Raw genomic sequence first — 15285 nt, 5'->3', positions numbered from 1 at the left:
GCGGAAGCACTACGCGCTGAGATCGATGCGATGCGCCCCCGTGACACCGTCGTACCGGTGCGGATTGCAGGTGAGCACGAGAACCTGGCCGTTGCTGCCCACGGTGTCGAACACCTCGCCCATCTTGGTCAACCGGTCTGGGTCGGTGAACCCCAGCGCGTCGTCGACCACGACCGGGACGGTGTCCTCCTTGGCGACCAGGGCCGCGCACGCCAACCGGGCCAGGATTCCGAGTTGTTCTTTGGCCCCGCCCGACAACGACTCGTAGGGCACGGTGACACCGTCCAGCGTGCGGCTCAGAATGCACAGATCACTGTCGACTTCGATTTCGAAGGTTGGGCCGAACACCGGCCGGCCCAGCCGCTCGAGCTCCGCGCGGTAGGGCTCGACGTACCGAAGGCGGGTGGTATCGCGGTGCCGCCCCATCACGGTCCGCAGCAGGTGCGCGGACCTGGCGCGGCCGCCAACCCGGGCATGCTCGCTGGTGGCGTGTTCGAGTTCGATCTCGGCGGCGTCGAGCTTTCCCTTTCGTCCTTCGCCGCGCAGCACGGCGAGCTCGATGCTCACCTGGCGCAACGCGTCGATGGTTTGCTCGTGGCGGTCACGCAGGGCCGTGACCTCTTCTTCCGCTTCGGCGAGTTCGGCAGCCACCGCGTCCGGTGCGGCGGCAGCCAGGGACTGGCTGAGCTCGTCATTGCGTCGCTCTGCGCTCTGCGCCACCCGCCGGTCGTGTTCGGCGGTTTCCGCCAGGGCGTCGTCGCTGAGGGGTGACCGCTCTTCGGCCAACCGGGTAACCGCCGCGTCGAGTGCGGCGCGCTGAATTGTGACCTTGTTCTGCAGAACCGTTGCGCGGGTTGTGGTTTCGGCCAGCTGTTGGGCGAATGCGGTGGCGCGTTGGCGACGGGTCTCGCACTCGGCCTGCGCAGCCGCCCGGGCCGCCTCGGCCTGGTCTCGCCATGCGCGGGCGGTGGCGGCGTCGGTAGCGGCCGGATCTGCGGCTGCCGGCTGCTCAGCGCGCAGCTGCGCCAGCCTTAACCGCAGCTGCTCGACGTCTTCGTCACCGCACAAGCCGCGCAGGGTCGCGGCCAACTGGTCGCGATCTCGCTCCAGCTCACGTCGCCGTTCGTCGGCCAATCGGGCCGTCGTCAGGTCCGCGACACCGCCGGTCGTTAACGCCTCAGCCAGATCCTTCTGTGCAGCTTGGTGTTTGGCTTCAACATCGAGCGCGGTGGCGCCGGGAGTGACCCGCGCGGTGAGCACACCGGTGACCTCGACATCAGTGGGACCGGTGGCGGTGATCGCCCAACTTCTCCCGGCCGGCAGCGCCACTCGCCGACCATCGACGGCAAGCTCGATATCGGCCGCGGCGGTGAACTCCACCGTTGCGGAGATCAGCTCGAGTTGAGCGGCGACACGATCGGCGGCAGCCGCGGCGTGTTCTATGCGGCGCAGGACCTCCGGAGTCAACACGATGGCGGACAGCTCTTTGTGTGCCTGGGCGCGTTGGTGCTCGATGTCGTCGATCTTGGCCAGCCGGGCAGTCAGCCGGTCGGCCTCCTCGCGCGCCGCGATCCGGTCCACGTCCCGACGGGTGGCATCGGCAAGCTCCTGCGCGACGGCCAGGGCTTCGTTGGCATCGGTGACCGCCGCGTCGCACGCCTCGGCCTCGTGAGCCGCCGCCACCCGGAGCGCGGCCGCTTCCGCGGCCTGGGCCACTAGAGTAGTGATATCCGCTGCACGAGAATCGATTTCGCTGATCAATTGAAGCCGTGCGGTGTGGGCCGCGGTCGATTTGGCGCTGGTCGCGACGGCCGCGGCAGCGATCAGCTTGGCTTCGTGCACTTGGCTGGTCAGTGCGTTGATGCGGTCGGCGGCGGCCCGGGCGGCGGTCAGCCGGGGCTCGGCGGCGCGGCATTGCTGCGCCAGTTCGGCGGCCTGCGTGGTCAATTCGGCGTGGTGGTGCACCCGGTCGTCGACCTCTGCCATCGCCTTGGTGCATTCCGCCACCGCGGCTGTGGCGTCGTTTAGCCGCTTGATCGCGGCAGCCCATTCACCGCTCGGACGACCGGTAGGGGTGAAGTAGCGGGCGAACTCGGTGTCGATGCGCTCGATCAGTAGCGGCTCAGTGCCCGACAGCGCCGCTTCATCGCCGGCGGCGACGTCGAGCGCCCGCGACAACGCATCGCAGCCTGACAAATCCACCTCGTTGGTCGACGCGGCCTGCAATACCCGCTGAGCACGCCAGAGGCCGGTATCGACGGTCTCGGCCAGTATCGCGCGGACCCGTTCGTGTGCCTCGTCGCCGGTGAGCTGTTCACGGTGCGGCGCCAGCACGGTCAACTCCGTCTCGCACTTCTTGTGGAAACGCTTGCGGTACACGAAACGATAAGAGCCGCTGCTGATCTCGGCGGTCACCTCGGAACCGACGTCGGCGTTGGTCGGCTTGACCTGCTTGACGTCCTTCTTGGTTGAGCGATCCTTGGATTCCAGCAGGAGGTCCAGCGCTTCGATCATCGACGACTTGCCGATCTCGTTGGCGCCGTACACCACCACCACGCCGTGGTCGGGGAATTCGATTTCGCGGTGCGTGATGCCCCGATAGTTGGTGAGAACCAACCGGTGCAATTTCATGCCGCGCCCCGATCCGCCAGACGAAGTAGTAGCGCCAAGGCGCCCTGGGCATCGACGGCGGTGTCGGCGTCACCCGCGCGTGCCGTGGCGACCAGTTCGTCCACCGCCGCGGCCGCGAACCCGCCGATGCCGAGGCCGTCGAATTCTCCGTCGCCGGGCACCACCGCCAATTCGGAGTGGCTGTCCCACAACCGCAACGACGCAAACAACCTCGTATACCGGTCCAGGCAGGTATCCAGCGCGGCGCGGTCGGTGACCGTCAACGAACCTTTGAGCGCCAGGCGCACCACCGTGCGGTCCTTGTCTGGCATCAAGTCCAAGTTCAGGTCCAGATCGGCAACGCAGCGGCTGGTGTCGACGTCACGGTAGAGCGTGACAAAGCGCCACCGCCCGACTCGCCGGGCTTCGACGGTGACCGCTCGATCCGGATCGTTCTCGTCGATGTCAACGATGAGGACGTGGCCGGGATCAGCCTCGACGTCGTCGTAGTTCGTGACCTCCGGCGAGCCCGAATACCAGACGCGGCCGGTACCGCCGACCTGGGTGCGGGAATGCTTGTCACCCAGAGCCACATACTGAATTGCGCCGTCCGACAACGCTTTCTCTACCCGGTCCAGCCGGATCAACGAAAGCTTGTCCCGCCCCGGGTCCAGCACATCGACTCCGCCGTGCGCGACCAGCACGCGGGTGGCACCGCCGGCCGACAGGCCGTCGAGCACCTCGGCGACCAGGTCGGTGGTGGGCGACTTCGACCGCCACGGGGCCGCGACGATTTCCACGCCGGGGCGGACCTCACGCACACCGGCTGCGTCGAGCACGACGACATTGTCCGGGCATTCGGCGGTGAACAACGGACTTGTGTAGACCGATGCCGCGTCCAGTGGGTCGTGGTTGCCCGGCAGAAGGTATACCGGAATTCCGATGGCGCGCATGGCTTCCAGGGACTGGCCGATGACGTGTGGTGCAAGCTGGTTGTGCTCGAAGACGTCACCGGCGACGACGACGAACTCCGCACCAACTTCGGCGGCCAGCGCACCGAGGCCGGCCACCGCGTCTCGACGCGCGGCCGAATAACGCGGCTGGGCGTCGCCGGAAAGGAAGTGCCGGGTCATGCCCAGTTGCCAGTCGGCAGTGTGCAGGAATCGCATGGCGCGAACCCCCTTCCGTCAGCGTGGTTGTCACTGCATCGGGAGTGTAGGCGGGGGTCCCGACAACTCCTGGGACCTCGGTCGGCAGGTCTGGCGGCCGGGGCTCGATTTTGAAGGAACGATTCGCACCACATTCGCCGCCACGTCCGGTTACCATCACCGTGTCGCCGATTCGGGAGTGCGACAGCTGTCGATATGGCTCAGCTGTTGGAGGTATCGGTGTCGAATGTGACCGTAGTGCCGGTAGCCGTGCTGGCTGCTGCATCGGACTTGACGAATCTCGGTTCGACGATCAGCGAGGCCCAAGCGGCGGCGGCAACCTCAACCACCACCGTGGTGGCTGCCGCCCAAGATGAGGTGTCCACGGCGATTGCGGCGCTATTCGGCAGCCATGGGCAGCAATTCCAGGCGATCAGCGCCAGAGTTGGAGCGTTCTACGACCAGTTCGTAGCGGCCTTGACCGGCGGCGCGGCCTCCTATGCCGAGGCGGAGGCCGCCAACGTGCTGGGGTTGATCCTCGGCGATCAGGCCGCAGCATTAGGCGCAGCGGCAGCAGCACCCGCGGCAGATGGTGGGATAGGGACGATCTTCCAAAAGATAGCTGAATTCTTTGGCAGAACCATCGGCGGACAAGTAGACCGGAAGCTGTGGTTGCAGCGCGTAGAAAATGACCTAGCGAATACAGCGAGGCAGACTCGCCAGATAATTACCAGCGGTCTGCAGCTCGCCGCCAAGGACGGAATTAAGGTCTTTACCGACGGACAGAACTTTCTTATTTCCGGGGGCAAATTTGCGGGCCTCTACTCGCCAGAGCAATTCATTGAAAGGTTTGAGAACCCGCGTTGGCTAAGTGAAGTTCCCTGGCGGAGAGACTTCACTATCGACTTTGACCCGCAATATTTGAGAGGCCTCGTGGGAGCGGAGGTCCATGTCTTTGAGCGCGGTGAGGGGCTCGCCCAAAGCTATTTCAACAAGATCGGCAACGAGGTCTACCAAATCGAAACCGACGTCCAAGGCCAAGTCATCAGCCAGGTCAACAAGACCGCCGAAGCACTATCCAGAAACTTGTTTGCAGATGCTTCACTCATAAGAGAAACGCTCAAGGACGCCAATAGAGCGGCGGCGGAAGCAGCGGAAGAATACTTGAGACAAGCAGAACAAGCAACAAGGCAATTAGCAGAACAAGCCTTTAAACAAGCCCACGGAGTTATTGAAGAAGCACGACAAGCATTCTTCAGAGCCAACAGGATGTATTTCTGATCAATCGCGCGGTGAGCTCGTCGGCGCAATGGCCTACCGGCGTCGATCGGTGGTGAGCCCAGGAGAGCCTGGACTGGCGCCATCCTCGTCACTACCCACGATCTCGACCAGGCCAAGCGCCGTCGCCGGATAGGCACTAGCTAACGTTTGTCCGATGGACGAGCGACAACTGAACCTTGTCTTGATGCGCCATGCGAAGTCGGCCTACCCCAGTGGCGTGTCCGACCACGACCGGCCGCTGGCGCCACGGGGCACCCGTGAGGCCAGGCTGGCCGGCGACTGGCTACGCGCCAACCTGCCTACCGTCGACGCAGTGCTCTGCTCCACGGCCACCCGGGCCCGGGAAACATTGGAGTGCACCGGGATCGACGCGCCGGTCCGCTACGTCGTGCAGCTCTACGGCGCCACTCCCGGCGTCGTCATCGAGCAAATCAACAACGTCGATGCCGAGGTGAGCACCCTGCTCGTCGTCGGCCACGAACCTACGACGTCATCGTTGGCGTTAATTCTGGCCGACACCGATACCAGCAATAACGCTGCGGTGGAGGGTATCTCGGAGAAATACCCGACCTCCGGCATTGCCGTCCTGAACGTTCCGGGCCGCTGGTCGCAGCTGGCGCCCGGCGGTGCGGCGCTGGTCGACTTCCACGTGCCGCGCTAGACCTGACCGCGCCCTAGCTGAACTCGGCTAGGCGTTAGTCGCCAGGGTCAGCTCCATCAACTTGATCGCCTGCCCACACGCATCGATGCCGGGCGCCTGGGGGTTGATCCACCAGCCCACCACACCGGCCGCATCGCTGGCGACACCGCACGAACCATTGGGATCATTCGGGCGCATCACAATCGAGTCGATGCCCTGAATGGAGCGGGTCTCGATCTGATACTTCAGACCTTCGGCCACCTTGCGCTCGTTGCTCAGGCTGCCCTGCTCGAACCAGAACCGGGTGATGTCGATCAGCCCCGCCGGGTTGGCCGCCTGCCACCGGCAAATGGCTCCCACAAACGTGCTCTGGATGTCCAACGGGTCCGCGCCCACCGTCTTGGCCAAGATATCGGTGGTCAGGACCTCGCACTCCTTGAGCAGGTTCGGGTACTGGCGCTCGGAATTGTCATTCCGGGGCACTCCGGCCCCGCCCGCCTTGACCGGCGTGCCACCGACCGAGCGCGAACACCCGGTCAGCACCATCAGCACGGCGACAAGCACCGCGACCACGACTCGCATACTCCGGCGGCTCATTTCGAATTCGCAATCGATTGCCGGGTCAATTCCTTGGCGATATCGCACGGCGGCGGGAAAGGCTTCTGGCTGAAGCTCACCGACCACTCGATGAAGTCGTCCTGGAATTGGATGCCCACTTCGCACAGCGAATCGCCCAGGCTGGGCTCGTTGCCCACCGCGATGAAACCGCCGTGCCCATTGATGTTGATGTCTTCGACGCTGGCGCGCGACAACTCCTCGGTCTTCCGCTCGCGCCCGATCGGGCTGCCGCGGTACCAAGAGAAGGAGAAGTGTGGACCCGAGATACCGCCACCGGCCAGCCACTGGCACCCCACGGAATTCTTGGCGGTGTTGACCAGCCCGGTGATCTTGGTCAGCTGCGTCACCGTCTCGTCGGTCACGCCGCCGCACTGCGGGAAGAAGGGGCCGTGTTTGCCCTCGGCGTTGCCCGGCGTCGAGGGAACCGTCGCGCCCGGCTTGTTGTCACCGGAACTCGAACAGCCGCAAAGTCCGAGAAGAATAGCCACCAAGACCAGTAAAGCCATCGGGACCGTCGTCAAATTACGCCGCACCACTACCCGGCCATTCCTGAGGCTGCTGCTGCTCCCACACGATGCACTGTAGCGGCAGGCCCACGGGTCAACCACCGACACGCCACCTGATCAGGCATTTCGGCATCCCGCGTCGCCCCGGCCCAAGCTCGTCGGTGCCGCAGGCCCCTACCCGCGGAGTATGCGACAGTTACCCAATGCTCCTGGCACTGCTGCGCCAGTACATCCGGCCATACCGCCGGCTGGTAGCCGCGCTGATGGTGCTGCAGTCGATCAGCACCCTGGCGTCGCTGTATCTGCCCACGGTCAACGCCGCGATCATCGACGACGGCGTCGCCCAGGGCAACACCGCCGCCATCGTCCGGTTGGGCGGCGTGATGCTGGGGGTCACCGGCTTGCAGGTGCTGTGCGCCGTGGGCGCCACCTATCTCGGGTCCCGCACCGGGACGGGCTTCGGCCGCGACCTGCGGGCGGCGATGTTCGAACACGTCATCACCTTTTCCGAACGGGAGACCGCCCGGTTTCCAGCCGCGACCTTGTTGACCCGCAGCACCAACGACGTCCGGCAGATCGTGTTCCTGGTGCAGATGACGGCCACCGTATTGGTGACCGCGCCGATCATGTGCGTCGGCGGCGTGGTCATGGCCATCCACCAGGAGGCCGCACTGACCTGGCTGCTGCTGGTCAGCGTGCCCGTCATGGCGGTCGCCAACTTCTGGATCATCTCGCACATGCTGCCGCTGTTCCGCAGCATGCAGCGCCTGATCGACGGCATCAATCGGGTATTGCGCGACCAACTCTCCGGCGTCCGGGTGGTTCGGGCGTTCACCCGCGAGAACTTCGAACGGGACAAATTCGCCAAGGCCAACTTCGCGCTGTCCAGCGCCGCGCTGAGCGCGGGCAACTGGCAGGCGCTGATGCTTCCGGTCACCACCCTGACCATCAACCTGTCCAGCGTCGCGCTGATCTGGTTCGGTGGCTTGCGCATCGACCGGGGCCAGATGCAGGTCGGGTCGCTGATCGCCTTCCTCGCCTACTTCGCCCAGATCCTGATGGCCGTCCTGATGGCGACGATGACGCTGGTGGTACTGCCCCGCGCAGCAGTCTGCGCGGAACGCATCACCGAGGTGCTGTCCACAGAACCAGCCGTCCAGAGTCCGCAGCAGCCCGACTTCCCCCGCCAGGGAATCACCGGCCTGTTGCGGTTGGACGCCGTCACGTTCACCTACCCCGGCGCGGACTGCCCGGTGCTGCAGGATATTTCGTTCACCGCACAACCCGGGACCAGCACCGCGGTCGTCGGCAGCACCGGCTCGGGCAAGTCGACGCTGGTGTCGCTGATCTGCCGGCTCTACGACGTGAGCGGCGGCAGCGTCACCGTGGACGGCATCGACGTGCGCGACTACGACACCGAACGACTCTGGTCGACGATCGGCCTGGTACCCCAACGCGGCTACCTGTTCAGCGGCACCGTCGCGGACAACCTGCGGTACGGCGCCGCCGACGCCACCGATGAGCAGATGTGGGATGCGTTGCGCATCGCCGGAGCAGAGGATTTCGTCCGCCCGCACGGGCTGCAGATGCGCGTCGCTCAGGGCGGGATCAACTTCTCTGGTGGCCAGCGCCAACGGCTGGCGATCGCGCGGGCGGTCATCCGCCGCCCCGCCATCTACCTGTTCGACGACGCGTTCTCCGCGCTCGATGTGCACACCGAGGCGCGCGTGCGCCGCGCGCTGCGCGAGGAAGCAGCCGACGCAACGACACTCATTGTCACCCAACGGATTTCGACAGCAGCCCAAGCGGACACCATTATCGTCCTGGACAACGGGCGAATCGTCGGAGCCGGCAGTCACCAGTCCCTTCTGGTCGACTGCCCCACCTACGCCGAGTTCGCCGCCTCGCAGTCGGTGAACACCGTCCTCGGCGGTGCGCAATGACCGCGCCGATGAACGCCCGTGCGCGCGGGGCCGCGCCGGCGCCGCCCAATATGCGCTCACGCGATTTCCGGGGATCGGCGGGACGGCTGGTCCGCCGGCTCGCCCCGCAACGTCGGCTGAGCATCGCGGTGATCGCGCTGGGCATCGCCGGCACGGGGATCGGCGTCGTCGTCCCGAGAATCCTCGGTCACGCAACGGATCTGCTATTCAACGGCGTGATCGGACGGCAACTTCCGGCCGGCATCACCAAAGCGCAGGCCGTCGCGGCCGCCAGGGCACGCGGCGACAACACCTTCGCGGACCTGCTGTCCGGGACGCACGTGGTGCCCGGCCAAGGGGTGGACTTCGGTGCGGTCCTGCACACATTGGCACTGGCGCTCGGTTTATATGTGCTTGCCGCCCTGTTGCTTTGGTCGCAGGCCCGACTGTTGAACGTCACCGTGCAGCGGACCATCACCAGGTTGCGGGCCGACGTCGAGGACAAAGTGCACCGGCTGCCGTTGTCCTACTTTGATCGACAGCAGCGCGGCGAGCTGCTCAGCCGGGTCACCAACGACATCGACAACATGCAGGCGTCGCTATCGATGACGATCAGCCAGCTGGTCACCTCGATTCTCACCGTGGTCGGGGTGCTGGCGATGATGCTGTGGATTTCGCCGCTGCTTGCCCTCATCACGGTGCTGACGGTGCCGTTGTCGCTGTTGGTGACGCGAGCGATCACCCGGCGTTCGCAGCGGCTGTTCGTCGCGCACTGGACCAGCACCGGGCGCCTGAACGCCCATATCGAAGAGACTTACAGCGGATTCACGGTGGTCAAGACGTTCGGCCACCAGGCCGCGGCGCGCGAACAGTTCCGCAAGCTCAACGGCGACGTCTACCGCGCCAGTTTCGGCGCCCAGTTCTTCTCCGGCCTGGTGGCACCGGCGACGGGGTTCATCGGAAACCTCGGCTATGTCGGCGTCGCGGTGGTCGGTGGCCTGCAGGTCGCGACGGGACAGATCACCCTCGGCAGCATCCAGGCGTTCATCCAGTACGTCCGGCAGTTCAACACCCCGGTGGGCCAGGTCGCCGGGATGTACAACACTCTGCAGTCCGGGGTGGCCAGCGCCGAGCGGGTGTTCGACCTGCTCGACGAGCCGGAGGAACACTCGGAAGAACACCGCCAGACCCCGACAATGACGGGAACCGGCCGGGTCGAGTTCGAGCATGTCAGCTTTGGTTACCAGCCGGACAACCCGGTGATCCATGACCTGTCCCTGGTGGCCGAACCCGGTAGCACAGTGGCGATCGTCGGGCCGACCGGCGCCGGGAAAACCACGCTGGTCAATCTGCTGATGCGGTTCTACGACGTCGACTCCGGCCGCATCCTTCTCGACGGAGCCGACATCATCACGCTGGATCGGCAGGCGCTACGGTCCCGGATCGGCATGGTGCTGCAGGACACCTGGTTGTTCGACGGCACGATCGAGGAGAACATCGGCTACGGACGACCCGAAGCCACCCCGGACGAGATCGTCGCGGCGGCGAAGGCGGCCTACGTCGACCGGTTCGTGCACAGCCTGCCCGCCGGCTATCAGACCCGGGTCAGCGGCGACGGCGGCAACATCAGCGTCGGCGAAAAACAGCTCATCACGATCGCCCGGGCATTCCTGGCCCGACCCCAGCTGCTGATCCTGGACGAGGCGACCAGCTCGGTCGATACCCGCACCGAGTTGCTGATCGCCCGGGCGACCCGCGAACTTCGCCGTGACAGGACCAGTTTCATTATCGCCCATCGTCTTTCGACGATCCGTGACGCCGACCGGATCGTCGTGGTGGAAGCCGGCCGGGTTGTCGAGCAGGGCAGCCACGCCGAATTGATCGCCCGGCGCGGCGCGTACTACGAAATGACGCGCGCCTGATTCGACTCGGCATCACGCATGGCTCGTTAAGCTCGGCAGTCGGCCAACATTAGGAGATGTCGATGAAGCTTTCGCCTCGCACCGTTGCCGCCGCCGCACTTGCGATCGTCGTCGCCCTGACCGGGGGCTGTGGTTCCAACGGCGCTGATGGCGCCAAATCGCCCGGAAGCACGGCCAACGCCACCAACGGCGAGGCAGCAACGCTGCTCAAGCAGGCCGCCGACGTGATGCGCAAGGTGACCGGCATGCATGTAAACGTGGCGGTGCAAGGCGATGTGCCCAACATCCGCGTCACCAAGCTCGAAGGCGATGTCTCCAACACCCCGCAGACCGTCGCCACCGGCGTCGCCACGGTCCAGGTGGGCGAGAAGAGCGAGGAAGCCAAGTTCGTCTACGTCGACGGTCACCTGTACTCCGACCTCGGACAGCCCGGCTCTTACACCGACTTCGGCAACGGCGCTTCGATTTACAACGTGTCCGTTCTGCTGGACCCCAACAAAGGCTTGGCCAACCTGCTGGCCAATTTGAAAAACGGGTCGGTGGGCGGCAGCCAGCAGGTGAACGGCGTCGCGACCACCAAGATCACCGGAAACTCCTCTGCGACCGATGTGGCGACCCTTGCCGGTACCCGCTTGACGGACGAAAGCGTCTCGACGGTGCCGACGATCGTCTGGACCGCCTCGGACGGCTCTTCCCACCTCGTCCAGATCCAGATCAATCCGACCTCGAACACCTCGGTGACGCTGACCATGTCCGACTGGGGCAAGCAGGTCACCGCCACCAAACCCGTCTAGCGCCGGCTCCCGGAAAGGACTTCCCATGACGACGAAGACCACCCGTCGGCGACGGCTAGCCAACGCTGTCGCCCGCGTGGCTGCCGCCGCCGCTGTGACCGTCGCGCTGGCTCCCACCGCCGAGGCCGCCGACACATATGGCGCAATCGCCTACTCCGCCAACGGTTCCTGGGGACGATCGCACGCCTATCCGACGAAGGCGGCCGCCGAGGCAACGGCGGTGAAGTCGTGTGGTTACTCCGATTGCAAAGTGCTGACCACCTTCACCGCGTGCGGCGCCGTGGCGGCCAAAGACCGTGAATACCAGGGCGGGACGGGGCCGGACCTGAGCGCCGCCATGAAGGACGCCCTGAGCAAGCTCAGCGGCGGATACATCGACACCTGGGCCTGTAACTGACGCTTCGAGTCGCTCCAAGAATTCGTAAAGATAACGAATAGGCCAACGTCAGAACCTTTTCTCAACGAGCCACTCCGCGTCCCGCGGACGGCGAACCACTGAGAAAAGGACACGACGATGAAAAGCTTCACCATCACCTCGGTGGCCAAGACCGCCCTCTTCGCCACCGTCTCCGCCGCCGTCGCGCTCGGCCTGGCCGCTCCGGCCGAGGCATTCCCCACCAGGTCCGGGACCACCATGTACGGCGACCCGGCAGCCGTCGCCAAGTACTGGCGCCACCAGAAGTACGACGACTGCGCCATCATGTCCAGCGCCGACGTGGTGGGTCAGATCACCGGTGACCTTCCCTCCGAGCGGTCCATCATCAAGGTCGCCCAGAACACCCCGAGCGTCGTGCACCCTGGTTCGATCTACCTCAAGCCAACCGACAAGAACGACCCGAACTCGGGCATGGGTACCAACCCGGGCGACCTGCCGACCCTGCTGGCGCACTATGGAATTCACGCGACAAACACCGACGCGGACAACGCGGGCAAGACCGGTCTCGCCACCGGCATGGAAGCCCTCGAGGAATACCTGGGCAGCGGTCGCGCGGTGATCGTCGGGCTGAACGCCGAGATGATCTGGAATCAGCCGGTCGAGAACACCGGCGCCGACGGAGAACCCCGGGCCGACCACGCCGTGGTGGTGACCGGCGTCGACACGGGCAACGGCATCGTGCACCTCAACGACAGCGGCAGCCCGAAGGGCAAGGACGAGCAGATTCCGATGGCCGTCTTCGTCAAGGCGTGGGCCACCAGCCACAACTTCATGACCGTCACCGACGAGACACGCAAAGCCTCATAGCCCCAGGGCATTTGACGGTCCCATTCAACGGAGCACCGAATAGGCCTGCCCCGCAATCCTTCACACCACCCTGCGCGGATAAGAAAGAACCACTGACATGACCAACAGGATCGCCAAGGTCGCCAAGGCCGCCATGCTGACACTGGCGGCCGGTGCCGTCACCCTGGGCTTGGCCACGCCGGCCGCCGCCTCCGCCGGCGGCATCATGTACGGCGACCCGGTCGCGGCGGCCAAGTGGTGGCGCTATCAGACATATGACGACTGCGTGTTGATGGCCAGTGCCGACGTGGTGGGTCAGATCACCGGCAGCGAGCCCTCGGAACAGGACATCATCAACGTCGCGCAGTCAACACCCAGCACCGTGCACCCCGGCTCGATCTACATCACGCCGGCCGACCACCAGCACCCGGATTCGGGCAACGGCACCAGTCGCACCGACATCCCGACGCTGCTGGGGCATTACGGCATCAGCGTGACGACGACCGACGCGGGCCGCGCCCCGAAAAGCGGCGTTGCCACCGGTATCGATGCCCTCAAGCAGTACCTCGGCAGCGGCCGCGCGGTAATCGTCAGCCTGAATGCCGAAATGATCTGGGGTGAGCCGATTGAGAACACGGACGACGACGGCAACCCGGTATCCGACCACGCCGTGGTGGTCACCGGCGTCGACAGCGCCACAGGCGTGGTGCACCTCAACGACAGCGGCACCGCCAAAGGCAGCGACGAGCAAGTGCCCCTGGACCTGTTCACCAGGGCATGGGCAACCAGCCACTACTTCCTCGTCGTGACCAGCGGGAAGGTCAAATGAACCGCAACCCATTGCGGAACAGCACAATTGGCACCGATCGCCGATGACCGTCTCGACTGGACCGCGGTCGAGTCATCGGCCAATCGGTCTCGAATCGCCCAGGATGCACCAACTTCCCGCCGCTATGCCGCAGAATGACAGACGCACCCCATAGACAAGACCCATATGGACCAGGAAACAATGACGAGAAGGGCGCCGTACTGGCACCTCGCTATCCGAAGGCATCGGAAGGCCGCGGAGGACCCTGAAGGGCTGGTAGCGCGATGACCGACACACGTCTCGAGTTCGGCGTGCTCGGACCGCTGGAGATGAAGATCGACGGCGTGCTGGTGCCGTTGGGCACACCCAAGCAACGGGCGGTGCTGGCCATGCTGGTCATCAACCGCAACCGGCCGGTCGGGATTGACGCGCTGATCACCGCCCTGTGGGAGGAATGGCCGCCATCCGGCGCGCGGGCCAGCATCCACTCTTACGTGTCGAATCTGCGCAAGCTGGTCAGCGGCTCTGGGGCCGACCCCCGGGTTGTGTTGGCCGCGGCACCGCCGGGGTACCGCCTCACCATTCCCGAAACCACCTGCGATCTGGGCCGATTCATCGCCGAGAAGACGGCGGGCGTGCACGCCGCGGCGGCCGGCCGCTTCGAACAGGCCAGTCGGCACCTGTCGGCGGCGCTGGGCGAGTGGCGTGGCCCGGTGCTCGATGACCTCAGGGACTTCCAATTCGTCGACTCCTTCGCCACCGCCCTGGTCGAGGACAAGATCCTCGCGCACACGGCCAAGGCGGAGGCCGAGATCGCCTGTGGGCGAGCGTCGGCGGTCATCACCGAACTCGAGACGCTGACGGTGGAACATCCCTACCGGGAACCGCTGTGGGCGCAATTGATCACCGCCTACTACGTCAGTGATCGCCAGTCGGATGCGTTGAACGCCTACCGCCGGGTCAAGACCACGCTCGCCGACGACCTGGGCATCGACCCCGGCCCGACACTGCGCGCGCTGCACGACCGGATCCTGCGCCAGGAACCGTTGGACGCGAAGCAGAACGCCAAGGTCACTGCCGTCGGCACGGTCACGGCGCTCGACCAGCGCACCAACGCCGCACGTCAGAAGGTTGCCGCCTACCTGCACGAAATCGCCACCGGCCGCGACTACCCGTTGCGCTCGGCGGCCACCCGGATCGGCCGACTCAGCGACAATGACATCGTCCTGGACAGCGCAAACGTCAGCCGCCACCACGCGGTCATCGTCGACACGGGAACCAACTTCATCATCAACGACCTGCGGTCATCGAACGGCGTTCACGTGCGGCACCAACGGATCCGGGTCGCCGCGACGATCAGCGACGGCGACCACATCGGAATCTGTGATCACGAGTTCACCTTCCGGATTGCCGCGCAGACACAAGCGTGACGTTTGCCCGTCGAGGGTCAAAGCGCGTTCGGCGCAACGCGATTCCGCGCTACTTTCGGCTGCTCCGGCGGTGTCGCACGTGGCGCGATGATTGGCCCGCACAGCGGAATTTCCGCGCGACGGCGCCCACCGCGTTATCGGCCGCCTTATTGGCAAGCGCACACCGCCCCGATTACCGTCATGGTTGCTGTACCCGTGGTTGCGTTCGATGCGATACGTGGCGGCTGTTGATAGTGTCGGCGGGATTCGGGTTGGTGGAGGAGGAGCGGCGATGAGCGAGGCATCAGACTCGCGGGTGGGCTCGATGTTCGGGCCCTACCATCTCAAGCGGTTGCTGGGCCGCGGCGGGATGGGCGAGGTCTACGAGGCCGAGCACACCGTCAA

General features: G+C 65.4%; 14 protein-coding genes. 10 read left to right on the top strand and 4 right to left on the bottom strand.

Annotated features, from left to right (window positions below):
* Positions 1–9: 9 nt before the first annotated feature.
* Positions 10–2631, bottom strand: a complete 2622-nt coding sequence (locus tag A5645_RS01960) for an AAA family ATPase (RefSeq protein ID WP_065128316.1) — start codon at positions 2629–2631, stop codon at positions 10–12.
* On the bottom strand, positions 2628–3779 hold the full coding sequence (locus tag A5645_RS01955; RefSeq protein ID WP_065035162.1) for a metallophosphoesterase family protein: 1152 nt from the start codon (positions 3777–3779) through the stop codon (positions 2628–2630). Before A5645_RS01955 ends, A5645_RS01960 begins: the two co-directional genes overlap by 4 nt.
* A gap of 195 nt (positions 3780–3974) precedes the next feature.
* Here A5645_RS01955 and A5645_RS29200 point away from each other — a divergent pair, with 195 nt between their 5' ends.
* Together A5645_RS29200 and A5645_RS01945 are read left to right on the top strand one after the other, a co-directional pair.
* On the top strand, positions 3975–5039 hold the full coding sequence (locus A5645_RS29200; RefSeq protein WP_065035163.1) for a PE family protein: 1065 nt from the start codon (positions 3975–3977) through the stop codon (positions 5037–5039).
* Between the two features lie 154 nt (positions 5040–5193).
* Entirely contained in the window at positions 5194–5700 is a 507-nt protein-coding gene (locus tag A5645_RS01945; protein ID WP_065035164.1) for a SixA phosphatase family protein, read from the top strand.
* A gap of 27 nt (positions 5701–5727) precedes the next feature.
* Here A5645_RS01945 and A5645_RS01940 read toward each other — a convergent pair whose 3' ends face one another.
* Together A5645_RS01940 and A5645_RS01935 are read right to left on the bottom strand one after the other, a co-directional pair.
* Positions 5728–6261, bottom strand: coding sequence for a DUF3558 domain-containing protein (locus A5645_RS01940; RefSeq protein WP_051545376.1), 534 nt, complete (start codon positions 6259–6261; stop codon positions 5728–5730).
* Between the two features lie 11 nt (positions 6262–6272).
* Complete coding sequence (locus A5645_RS01935; RefSeq protein WP_065035166.1) at positions 6273–6803, bottom strand: DUF3558 domain-containing protein; 531 nt, start codon at positions 6801–6803, stop codon at positions 6273–6275.
* A 203-nt stretch (positions 6804–7006) separates the two neighbouring features.
* On the opposite strand from A5645_RS01935, the gene A5645_RS01930 reads away from it, so the two are divergent.
* The 8 genes from A5645_RS01930 to A5645_RS28470 all read left to right on the top strand — a co-directional run.
* Positions 7007–8746 carry an ABC transporter ATP-binding protein gene (locus A5645_RS01930; RefSeq protein ID WP_065035167.1) on the top strand — a complete coding sequence of 580 codons (1740 nt, stop codon included), beginning with the start codon at positions 7007–7009 and terminating at the stop codon, positions 8744–8746.
* The gene (locus A5645_RS01925; RefSeq protein WP_065035168.1) at positions 8743–10647 is read left to right on the top strand and encodes an ABC transporter ATP-binding protein; all 1905 of its coding nucleotides are present in this window, start codon (positions 8743–8745) and stop codon (positions 10645–10647) included. The genes A5645_RS01930 and A5645_RS01925 overlap by 4 nt, the downstream gene beginning before the upstream one ends.
* Before the next feature lie 62 nt (positions 10648–10709).
* Entirely contained in the window at positions 10710–11441 is a 732-nt protein-coding gene (locus A5645_RS01920) for an LppX_LprAFG lipoprotein (RefSeq protein ID WP_065035175.1), read from the top strand.
* Positions 11442–11466: 25 nt separating this feature from the next.
* A complete protein-coding gene (locus A5645_RS01915) occupies positions 11467–11838 on the top strand; it encodes a DUF4189 domain-containing protein (protein ID WP_065035169.1) in 372 nt (123 codons plus the stop codon).
* 117 nt (positions 11839–11955) lie between these two features.
* Entirely contained in the window at positions 11956–12684 is a 729-nt protein-coding gene (locus A5645_RS01910) for a C39 family peptidase (protein WP_065128315.1), read from the top strand.
* 97 nt (positions 12685–12781) lie between these two features.
* The gene (locus A5645_RS01905; RefSeq protein ID WP_065128314.1) at positions 12782–13492 is read left to right on the top strand and encodes a C39 family peptidase; all 711 of its coding nucleotides are present in this window, start codon (positions 12782–12784) and stop codon (positions 13490–13492) included.
* A gap of 263 nt (positions 13493–13755) precedes the next feature.
* Complete coding sequence (embR, locus tag A5645_RS01900; protein WP_065035172.1) at positions 13756–14901, top strand: ATPase/transcriptional regulator EmbR; 1146 nt, start codon at positions 13756–13758, stop codon at positions 14899–14901.
* A gap of 271 nt (positions 14902–15172) precedes the next feature.
* Positions 15173–15285 (top strand): hypothetical protein (locus tag A5645_RS28470; protein ID WP_253849269.1); only part of this gene is annotated, 113 nt, incomplete at its 3' end.

Source organism: Mycobacterium asiaticum, from assembly GCF_001673635.1.
Classification (GTDB): Bacteria; Actinomycetota; Actinomycetes; order Mycobacteriales; family Mycobacteriaceae; genus Mycobacterium; species Mycobacterium asiaticum_C.
The sequence above is the reverse complement of the archived record's forward strand: the minus strand, read 5'-3'. Positions and strand labels throughout refer to the sequence as shown.

Coding starts and splice junctions, on each gene's coding strand:
- A5645_RS01945 (WP_065035164.1), top strand. CDS start 5,194: ATGGACGAGCGACAACTGAACCTTGTCTTGATGCGCCATGCGAAGTCG.
- A5645_RS01925 (WP_065035168.1), top strand. CDS start 8,743: ATGACCGCGCCGATGAACGCCCGTGCGCGCGGGGCCGCGCCGGCGCCG.
- A5645_RS01905 (WP_065128314.1), top strand. CDS start 12,782: ATGACCAACAGGATCGCCAAGGTCGCCAAGGCCGCCATGCTGACACTG.
- A5645_RS01955 (WP_065035162.1), bottom strand. CDS start 3,779: ATGCGATTCCTGCACACTGCCGACTGGCAACTGGGCATGACCCGGCAC.
- A5645_RS01920 (WP_065035175.1), top strand. CDS start 10,710: ATGAAGCTTTCGCCTCGCACCGTTGCCGCCGCCGCACTTGCGATCGTC.
- A5645_RS01915 (WP_065035169.1), top strand. CDS start 11,467: ATGACGACGAAGACCACCCGTCGGCGACGGCTAGCCAACGCTGTCGCC.
- A5645_RS01930 (WP_065035167.1), top strand. CDS start 7,007: ATGCTCCTGGCACTGCTGCGCCAGTACATCCGGCCATACCGCCGGCTG.
- A5645_RS29200 (WP_065035163.1), top strand. CDS start 3,975: ATGGCTCAGCTGTTGGAGGTATCGGTGTCGAATGTGACCGTAGTGCCG.
- A5645_RS01910 (WP_065128315.1), top strand. CDS start 11,956: ATGAAAAGCTTCACCATCACCTCGGTGGCCAAGACCGCCCTCTTCGCC.
- A5645_RS01935 (WP_065035166.1), bottom strand. CDS start 6,803: ATGGCTTTACTGGTCTTGGTGGCTATTCTTCTCGGACTTTGCGGCTGT.
- embR (WP_065035172.1), top strand. CDS start 13,756: ATGACCGACACACGTCTCGAGTTCGGCGTGCTCGGACCGCTGGAGATG.
- A5645_RS01940 (WP_051545376.1), bottom strand. CDS start 6,261: ATGCGAGTCGTGGTCGCGGTGCTTGTCGCCGTGCTGATGGTGCTGACC.
- A5645_RS01960 (WP_065128316.1), bottom strand. CDS start 2,631: ATGAAATTGCACCGGTTGGTTCTCACCAACTATCGGGGCATCACGCAC.